Source organism: Thermodesulfobacteriota bacterium (assembly GCA_026415035.1).
In the GTDB taxonomy this organism is placed as follows: Bacteria; Desulfobacterota; BSN033; order BSN033; family UBA1163; genus RBG-16-49-23.
The window spans coordinates 23,292-31,753 of the sequence record JAOAHX010000028.1 but is presented as its reverse complement, the minus strand read 5'-3'; the positions used below and the strand labels follow the sequence as shown (position 1 = coordinate 31,753).

The window sequence follows — 8,462 nt, the reverse complement described above, 5'->3', positions numbered from 1 at the left end:
GGGCCAGGTTGACGGTGATCCTTCGAGAGGGGAATTCGTAACCGCAGTTCTTAATGGCTGCCTTGACCCGGTCCTTCGACTCCTTGACCGCCCCCTCCGGAAGTCCGACCGTGGCGAAGGCGGGTAGCCCTTGGGCGATATCGACCTCCACCTCGACCACGTAGGCATCGATCCCGAAGACGGCGCTGCTCAAGACCCGGGCCAACATGATGGTTCTTTATATCAGAAATCTTACCATGAAACAAGGAGATGGTCGAATTGGATAAGCGAAGCGGGCAGGGGTTTCAATCTTGACAATGGTCGTCCCCTCCTTACATACTGCCATCAGGTCTCGACAGGCCATCGAAGGGTTCCATGGAGCAGAGGAGGGCAAAATGGATGTTCTATGGGTCGTCAATACCAATACGTTTCTTCTGGTGATCCTGATCATCATGGTCTCTTATCTCATCGCCCAGGTGAATGCGCTGATCCGTTGGCTGAGGAGAGAGTGAGACCGTAGAGACCCGATGAAAGGTGCCATGTCGTTGATCCTGATCGGGATAGATTTGGGTGGGACCAATGTCCGGATGGGTGTCGTGACCCCCAACGGCGAGGTCCAAAAAAGGGTTCAGTATCCTCTCGAGAGGCGGAAGGGAGCTTACGGAATGATGGAGGAGCTGGCCTCCAAGCTCGAGGTCCTTCTCTCCGAGGTTTCCGTGGGGGCCTGCGTCGAGGTTCGGATCGGGCTGGGGGTTCCGGGCCCGGTCGATCTGAAAAGGGGGATCTTGATCGAGCCGCCCAATCTCCCAGAGCTCCATCAGTTTCCCCTTCGAGACTTCTTCGAAAAGAGGCTCCCATTTTGCCTCGTCCTCGAGAACGACGCCAACGCCTTCGCGCTCGGAGAGGGCTGGCTCGGGGCAGCCAAGGGCTGCCAAAACTATTGCGGGATCACCTTGGGGACGGGAGTGGGTGGAGGGGTGGTCATCGAGGGAAAGATCCTTCGAGGCCAGGACGGCTACGGCGGAGAGGTGGGCCACATGGTCCTCGATCCCGAAGGGCCGGCCTGTGGTTGCGGTGGAAAGGGATGCCTCGAGGTCTTTGCCTCTGCCACAGGGATCCGGAGGATGGCCCTCGAGGCCTTCGAAAGGAGAGGCCTTCAGGGTGAGAGGATTCAAAACCCCTCCGAGTTGACCTCTGAGGATGTGTTTAAGGCGGCCGAGGAAGGGGAGGAATGGGCCGGTGAAGTGTTCAAAGCGATGGGCAGATATTTAGGTCTGGGCCTGGTGAACCTGACCAACCTCTTCAACCCGCAGCGAATCGTCATCGGCGGGAAGGTGGCCGCGGCCTGGGACCATTTCTTCCCCACGGCCAGAAAAGTGCTCCAAGAGAGGGCGATGCGTGGGCAGCGAGAGAGGGTCGAGGTCGTCCGGGCCCAATGCGGGGACGATGCCGGGATGATCGGAGCGGCCTATGTCGCCCTGAACTTTTCCAATCCTATTTGATCCTCCATAAGGTGCCCGACGGGGTGTCCTCGAGGAGAATACCCTTCGATGACAGGGTCTGTCGGATCTCATCGGCCCTCTTCCAGTCCTTTTGCCTCCGGGCTTCCTCCCTTTCTGCGATCTGCCTGAGGATCTCCTCTTCGGCCAGGCCAAGTCGCCTCAGCCCCTCCCGTTTCTCCCTTTCCAGATAGACCTGGGGGTCTTCTTGAAAGAGCCCGAGGACCTTTCCCATCGCCCTTAACTGTTCATGACCCTGACGGAGGAGGTCTCGGAGGGAATCGGAGGGCTCTGCCTTGGAACGGTCGAGCAGGCTGTTGAGGGACGAAAGGAGCTCATAACAGTGGCCGAGGGCGAGGGCCGTGTTGAAATCGTCATCCATGGCCTCCTCGAACCGGTTCTTAAAGGTTTCGATCGTTTTTTGGGGCTGGCCGAACGCCGAGGGGGCGTGCCTTTTCGGGGTGGCGGGGAGAGGTTTTTGGAGCGCTTCTTGAAGGGCCTGAAGGGTCGTGTAGAACCGATCCAGGCCTGTTTTGGCCTGGGCAAGCCCTTCCTCCGAATAGTCGACAGGGCTTCGGTAGTGGTGCGAGAGGAAGAAGAGCCGCAGCACTTCAGGATGCCACTGTTTCAGGATCTCCTGAATGGTCAATATGTTTCCGAGCGACTTCGACATCTTCTCCTTATGGATGTTGACGAAGCCGTTGTGAATCCAGTACCTCACGAAGGGCTTTCCTGTGGCCGCCTCGGACTGGGCGATCTCATTTTCGTGGTGGGGGAAGATGAGGTCTTTTCCTCCGCCGTGGATGTCGAGGGTCTCGCCGAGGTAAGCCTGGCTCATGACCGAGCATTCGATATGCCAGCCTGGCCTTCCCTCTCCCCATGGGCTTGTCCATGAAGGTTCCCCGGGTTTGCTCGCCTTCCAGAGGGCGAAGTCCAGGGGGTTTGCCTTCTTCTCATCGACCTCGACGCGGGCGCCCGCCTGCATCTCTTCGAGGTTCCGTTTGGAAAGCTTTCCATAATCCTTAAATTTCCCGACCGAGAAATAGACGTCTCCGTTGCTCTGGTAGGCGAACCCTTTCTCGATGAGGAGGCCGATGAGACGGATCATGCCGGGGATGTGATCGGTCGCCCTGGGTTCGAAGGTCGGTCTCTCGAGGCCCAGTTGGCCCATATCCCTGTAGAAGGCCTCGATGTACCTTTCTGCGATCGCTTCGCAGCTGACCCCTTCCTCAAGGGCCCTTTTGATGATCTTGTCGTCGATGTCGGTGAAGTTCCTGACGAAGATGACCTCATAGCCCTTGTACCGAAGATAGCGATAGATGACGTCGAAGACGATGGCCGAACGGGCATGGCCGATATGGCAGAGATCGTAGACCGTCACGCCACAGGCATACATTCCCACCCGGTTTTCCACGAGGGGTTGGAATTCCTCTTTCTTCCCTGTCAGGGTGTTATAGATTCGAATCGCCATGTCTTGTGAGCTCCATCGCCCTTTGAAGGCGTTTGAGGATGCTCTCCTTTTGGAGGAGAGGCAGGATCTTGGCAAGTTCAGGGCCCTTCATCTTTCCGGTTATGGCGGCCCGCAAAAGGCCGTAAAGCCCTTTTCCCTTCTGACCGGTGACCTCCTCGAGGTGTCGAAACAAGGAGGAGACGGTGACCTCGGAGATCTCGGGCCAATCCTGGATCGCCTGAAAGACCGTGCGGAGGAGATCGCCCTTATCGGCCGAGGAAAGCAAGGCCTTGGCCTCCTCGTCAAAGGCGAACTTTTTGTCGAAGAAGATCCCGAGATAGTCCTCCACCTGGGAGAGGAGGAAGAGGTTCTCCCTCAAGAGGTGGCAGACCCGGCCGAGAAAGGTTTGGTCAAGGCTCTTAAGGTCAATCCCGGCCTTTTCAAGGTAGGGGAGAAGATGAAAGGCGAGCTGTTCGGGGCTCATCCTCCGGATATAGTGGCTGTTGAGCCACTCCAATTTTTTCCGGGAATGGATGGGAGCATTCCTCGAAAGGCCAGAGATGTTGAAGGCGGTCACGATCTGCTCGATCGAGAGGATCTCCTCTTTGGAGGGACCCGACCAGCCGAGGAGGACGAGGTAATTGAGAAGGGCCTCTGGCAGGAAACCCTCCTCGCGGTACTGCGAGACCGCGGTGGCCCCGTGCCGTTTGCTCAACGGCGAGCGGTCTTGGCCGAGGATCAGGGGGTGGTGGGCGAAGAGGGGTGGTTGCCACCCGAAGGCCCGGTAGATCAGGATCTGCCTGGGCGTGTTGGAGAGGTGATCGTCCCCGCGGATCACATGGGAGATCTCCATCAGGTGGTCATCGATGACGCAGGCGAAATTGTAGGCTGCCATTCCGTCGGAACGGACCAGGATGAAGTCTCCGATCCCCGAGGCATCGAAACTCATCCGACCGTGGAGGAGGTCTTCGAAGACGATGGTCCCTCTCTCCACACGGTATCGGAGGACCGGCCGGTCTCCCTCCGATTCCCTTTTCAGGATCTCTTCCTTTGTGAGGGTTCGGCACCTTCCGTCATATCTTGGCATCACCCCTTTGGAGAGCTGCTCCTTTCGGAGGGCTTCGAGCCTCTCGGGAGGGCAGAAACATTTATAGACCTTGCCCTCTCTGAAGAGTTGTTCCGCGTAATCGCGATAGAGGGAGACTCGCATGGATTGACGGTAGGGCCCCCGGGGGCCGCCGACATCGGGCCCCTCCTCCCAATCGATCCCGAGCCATCGGAGATCTTCGAGGATGGCCTCGATGGAGGCTTCGGTGGATCGTTCAGCATCCGTGTCCTCGATCCTCAAAATGAACGTCCCTTTCTCTTTCCGAGCGAAGAGGTAGTTGTAAAGGGCTGTCCTGGCATTTCCGATGTGGAGAAGGCCTGTGGGAGCAGGGGCGAACCGGACGCGGACGGCAGAGGCCATTAGATCGTCTTCTCCTCCAGCAGGGCGACCGCATAGGCCCCGATGCCCTCGCCCCGTCCTGCGAAACCCAGCCCTTCGGTGGTGGTGGCCTTCACATTGACCCGGGAGGGATCGATCTCGAGGGTCTGGGCAATCTCGGCCACCATCCTGGGAAGGAAGTCGATCAGCTTAGGCCTCTGAGCCACGATGGTGGTGTCAATATGGAGGACCTGAAACCCCTTTTCCCTCACCTTCGCCATGACGTTTCTTAAGAGGAGGGTGCTCTTGATGTCCTTGTACTGGGGATCGGTATCGGGAAAGTGCCTTCCGATGTCTCCCTCTCCGATGGCGCCCAGCAAGGCATCGCAGATGGCGTGGATGAGGGCATCGGCATCGGAATGGCCCTGAAGTCCGTAGAGGTAGGGGATGCGGACTCCTCCGAGGATGAGGGGCCGGTTGGGTACCAGGGGATGGACATCGTAACCGAAACCGATTCTCATCCCATCTCTCCCCCGGGCAGATCTTTCCGCTGGAGCAGAAGTTCGGCGAGGAGGAGGTCTTCCAGCGTGGTAATTTTGATGTTGGTGTAAGATCCGGGCAGGAGGTAGACCTTCTTTCCGAATCGCTCGACCAGGGAGGCGTCGTCCGTCCCCGTGTAACCCTCCTCCTTCGCCTTCTGATAGGCCTCCTTGATGAGATCGGTCCGGAAGGTTTGAGGGGTCTGGGCCTGATAGAGGAATTCCCTTTCGAGGGTCTTCAGGACGGTTCCTTCCGGATGGACCATTTTAATGGTGTCCTTCACCGGGATGGCGACGATGGCCGCGCCGAACCGGATGGCTGAACGGATCGACTCTTCGATCATCTCCCGGCTCACAAAAGGCCTGACCCCGTCGTGGATGACGACCAGGTCGGCATCCGGAGGCAGGGCTTCCAATCCGTTTCTGACCGAGTCCTGCCTTTCGGGGCCACCGGGAAGGATCTTGGCGATCTTCGTGTAATGATAGGGTTCGACGATCTCCTTCTGACAGTATTCGATGTCCTCTCCTCCCACCACGAGGTAAATCCCGCGCACGAGGGGAGAGGCCTCGAAGGGGGCCAGCGTGTGGGCGAGCAGGGGTTTCCCTCCGAGAGAGAAGAACTGCTTCTTCCTTCCCGCCATGAATCTCAGGCCTTGGCCTGCGGAGACGATGATGGCGTCAGCTTTCATCCTCTTAAGCGAGAGGGGAGGGCTCGTCTCAAAATTCGCTGTCCAAGGGATAGTCCAATTCCCTTCCCCGGCTGTCCCGTGAGGCCTCTTCCTTGAGGCGGGCGAAGATCATCCTCCCTGCGGGCGTCTGGAGGACGCTGGTGACGACGACGTCGATGTTCTTTCCGATCTGCTTCTTTCCGTTGTCGACCACGATCATCGTGCCGTCATCGAGGTAGGCCACGCCCTGCCCCATCTCTTTTCCTTCCTTCACGATTTTGGCATTGATCTCCTCGCCGGGCAGGACGATGGGCTTCAGCGAATTGGCCAGGGCGTTGATGTTGAGCACCTCGATGCCCTGAAGGCCTGCGACCTTGTTGAGGTTGGAGTCGTTGGTGATGATCTTCCCGTGAACCTCCTTGGCCAACTCGATCAGCTTCGCATCGACCTCTCTGGCCGAGGCGTAATCCGTTTCGACGATCCGAACGTCCACGTTCACCTGTTTCTGGAGATGCTGAAGGATTTCGAGTCCCCTCCTCCCTCGAGTCCTCTTCAGGGGGTCATGGGAGTCGGCGATGTGCTGGAGCTCGCCCAGGATAAATTGGGGGATGAGCAGCGGCCCTTCCAAAAAGCCTGTCTCCGCGATATCGGCAATCCGGCCATCGATGATCACGCTCGTGTCGAGGATTTTGGGAATCCCCTGGGGGACTCCGGTCTTCTCAAAAGAGGACTTTTCGGGGAACCTGATGGGGAGGGGAAGTTCCGGCATCCTCTTCAGACCGGTTAAGACTCCGATATACCCCGATAAAACGATGAACAACCCGTACAAGGGAAGGGCGATCGAAGGAATCCTTTCAAGAAAAGGGGAGAAGGTATACCTGAGGAGAATGGCCATGAGGAGGCCTGATACGAACCCGGCCACCCCTCCGAGGAGGGTTCTCAAGGAGGTTTTGGTCAGTTGTCTCTCCAAGAGGAGCGCTAAGCCGGCCGGAACCAACCCCGTTAGGAATCCCAACGGGCCTTTTCCAGGGAAAATGGCGTTTACCAAAAAATATCCACATGTTCCGCTTAGGAGGAAGAGAAGAAAATTGAGCACCCATCTGCTCAATGGAGATCACCTCCTTTCGGCCTTAGGGAATGAAGAAGGGTGGAGAGGGTTGAAGAATGGGATGCTATGAGCCAAAGATCGACCGGATTTCTTTCAGGATCTCCGACTCCTTGACATCCTTGGCAATGGCCAGTTCCTTCACCAGGAGCGTCTTGGCCATATCGAGGATCTTCTTTTCTCCGAAGGAGAGTTCTTTCTCGGCCTTAAGGATATTCAGATCCCGGAACACTTCTGCAATTTCATAGATCGACCCCTTGTTGATCTTCTCCATATATTCCCGGTATCTCCGGTTCCAGGTCTGATTGTCGATGGTCACGTCTCTGTTTTTCAAGATTTCGATCACCTTGCGGACATCAATCTTTCGAATCACCGTCCTCAACCCGGCGGATTCCACATTGTCTTGGGGGACCATGATGGTCATCCCATTGTCAACGAAACGGAGAATATAGAAGCTCTGTTCCTTGCCAGAAATGCGTCTGGTTTCGATGGCTTCGATGACTCCTACGCCATGACCTGGGTAGACCGCCTTATCACCGATGTGAAACATAGCATTCTCCCCCTTCCTCATTTTTTTCCATTCGAACGGGACCTTTCCATCCGCCTCCCTCCCAGTCGATGGAGAGACCCGCTCAGGATCCCCCTCGCCTGAGAAATTTCAGGATGTCTTCCTCTTCAGGCTTCCCGCCCTGGATGAGTTTTCCAACTGAAGCGTCCAGGCCAAATAGGGTTGAAATCCTGACCTGGCCGCGGACCTGGTCTTTTCCCCCTAAAATCGAAGGCCTCAGGATCTCCATCACGTCTCCCTCCCTCAGGCCTGTCAGCCTGCCGACGTTGATGTAGATCTCATCGCCTTCGATCTTGGCAGGTCGGCAAAACCAGTCGAGCCGGTCCAACTCCTTTAAGAGGGATCGGCTCAATTCGTTTAGGGCGAGCTCGAAGGCCCTCCTCTTGGCCTTTTCGTCAGAGAAGATCCCCTTCTCTTTGGTGGAGAAGATGGGGTTTTGGACGGAGATGGTGTTGAGGGTTTTGCCTGAGAGGGTATCCCTCACCTTCATCTCGATCTTGATGAGGGCGGTAGAGGTCGACTCCCTGTCCTTTGGACTTCGGGTGGTGAAGACGTAAGGTCCGGTGAGTTCCCCCATGGCGATTGCGTGGATGCCGAAGAGCTCGTTGAGCAATTTCAAGGTCTTAGGAGATTTGATCTCTTCGAGGTCGTTCCCGTTCCTTTCCAAGAATTCTTTGATGGTTTGAAAATCCACAAAGACGGTTTGAGGAGCCCGATAGGCCATCTCTTTAATCAGAGTCTCGGCGAGCCAGTCCCCAATGCCCTCCCCCTCCGAGGTGGTACGGTCCTCGAAATGGGTGATGAGGATCTTCTTTTTTAATGGGGGAGTGGTCGAGGTGGCGATGGGGGCTACGGGTAAATCCGATCGGTCTGAAACCGAAGGGGAGGTCGGTCCTGAAACAGGCGTAGCTGCCTTTGCAAGAGGACTTCGGGTGGTCGGAACCGTATATTTCTCTTTGTTGGCAAGATATTCTTCCACGGGGATATAGAGATATTTCGGTTGATTCCCACCCTCCTGGGTGTGAGGATTGACGATTTTTACATATTCGCGGCGGTCGATAATGATGACCTCCTTATCCAGAAGGTCCTTCGTCTTCGCCTTATGGGGAGGGGCCTTTTTAAGGGCCAACCAGGAGGGGGTGGAGCAGGCAGTAACGAAGAAAAAAGTGAGAAAGAGGATGACGAGCGTGAGATGAAATCTATATCCGTTTGATCCCATTTCCGTCCG

9 protein-coding genes are annotated in these 8,462 nt (G+C 56.7%); 1 reads left to right on the top strand and 8 read right to left on the bottom strand.

The features are described from left to right. A partial coding sequence (locus N3G78_13255; protein MCX8118880.1) for a hypothetical protein occupies nucleotides 1–208 on the bottom strand: 208 nt, incomplete at its 3' end. 298 nt (nucleotides 209–506) lie between these two features. Here N3G78_13255 and N3G78_13250 point away from each other — a divergent pair. After that, a complete protein-coding gene (locus N3G78_13250; GenBank protein MCX8118879.1) occupies nucleotides 507–1,481 on the top strand; it encodes an ROK family protein in 975 nt (324 codons plus the stop codon). Here N3G78_13250 and cysS read toward each other — a convergent pair. From cysS to N3G78_13215, 7 genes are all read right to left on the bottom strand, one after another. After that, nucleotides 1,474–2,949: a cysteine--tRNA ligase gene (gene cysS, locus N3G78_13245; protein ID MCX8118878.1), complete on the bottom strand. Its 1,476-nt coding sequence runs from the start codon at nucleotides 2,947–2,949 to the stop codon at nucleotides 1,474–1,476. The genes N3G78_13250 and cysS overlap by 8 nt on opposite strands. Then, entirely contained in the window at nucleotides 2,930–4,396 is a 1,467-nt protein-coding gene (gene gltX, locus N3G78_13240) for a glutamate--tRNA ligase (GenBank protein MCX8118877.1), read from the bottom strand. The genes cysS and gltX overlap by 20 nt, the downstream gene beginning before the upstream one ends. Further along, on the bottom strand, nucleotides 4,396–4,875 hold the full coding sequence (gene ispF / locus N3G78_13235; protein ID MCX8118876.1) for a 2-C-methyl-D-erythritol 2,4-cyclodiphosphate synthase: 480 nt from the start codon (nucleotides 4,873–4,875) through the stop codon (nucleotides 4,396–4,398). Before ispF ends, gltX begins: the two co-directional genes overlap by 1 nt. Beyond that, entirely contained in the window at nucleotides 4,872–5,582 is a 711-nt protein-coding gene (gene ispD, locus N3G78_13230; GenBank protein MCX8118875.1) for a 2-C-methyl-D-erythritol 4-phosphate cytidylyltransferase, read from the bottom strand. The genes ispF and ispD overlap by 4 nt, the downstream gene beginning before the upstream one ends. A gap of 28 nt (nucleotides 5,583–5,610) precedes the next feature. Beyond that, nucleotides 5,611–6,576 (bottom strand): PIN domain-containing protein, encoded by a 966-nt coding sequence (locus N3G78_13225; GenBank protein ID MCX8118874.1) that lies wholly within the window; start codon nucleotides 6,574–6,576, stop codon nucleotides 5,611–5,613. Nucleotides 6,577–6,733: 157 nt separating this feature from the next. Next, on the bottom strand, nucleotides 6,734–7,216 hold the full coding sequence (locus N3G78_13220; protein MCX8118873.1) for a CarD family transcriptional regulator: 483 nt from the start codon (nucleotides 7,214–7,216) through the stop codon (nucleotides 6,734–6,736). Between the two features lie 82 nt (nucleotides 7,217–7,298). After that, the gene (locus tag N3G78_13215) at nucleotides 7,299–8,453 is read right to left on the bottom strand and encodes a hypothetical protein (protein MCX8118872.1); all 1,155 of its coding nucleotides are present in this window, start codon (nucleotides 8,451–8,453) and stop codon (nucleotides 7,299–7,301) included. Nucleotides 8,454–8,462 lie beyond the last annotated feature (9 nt).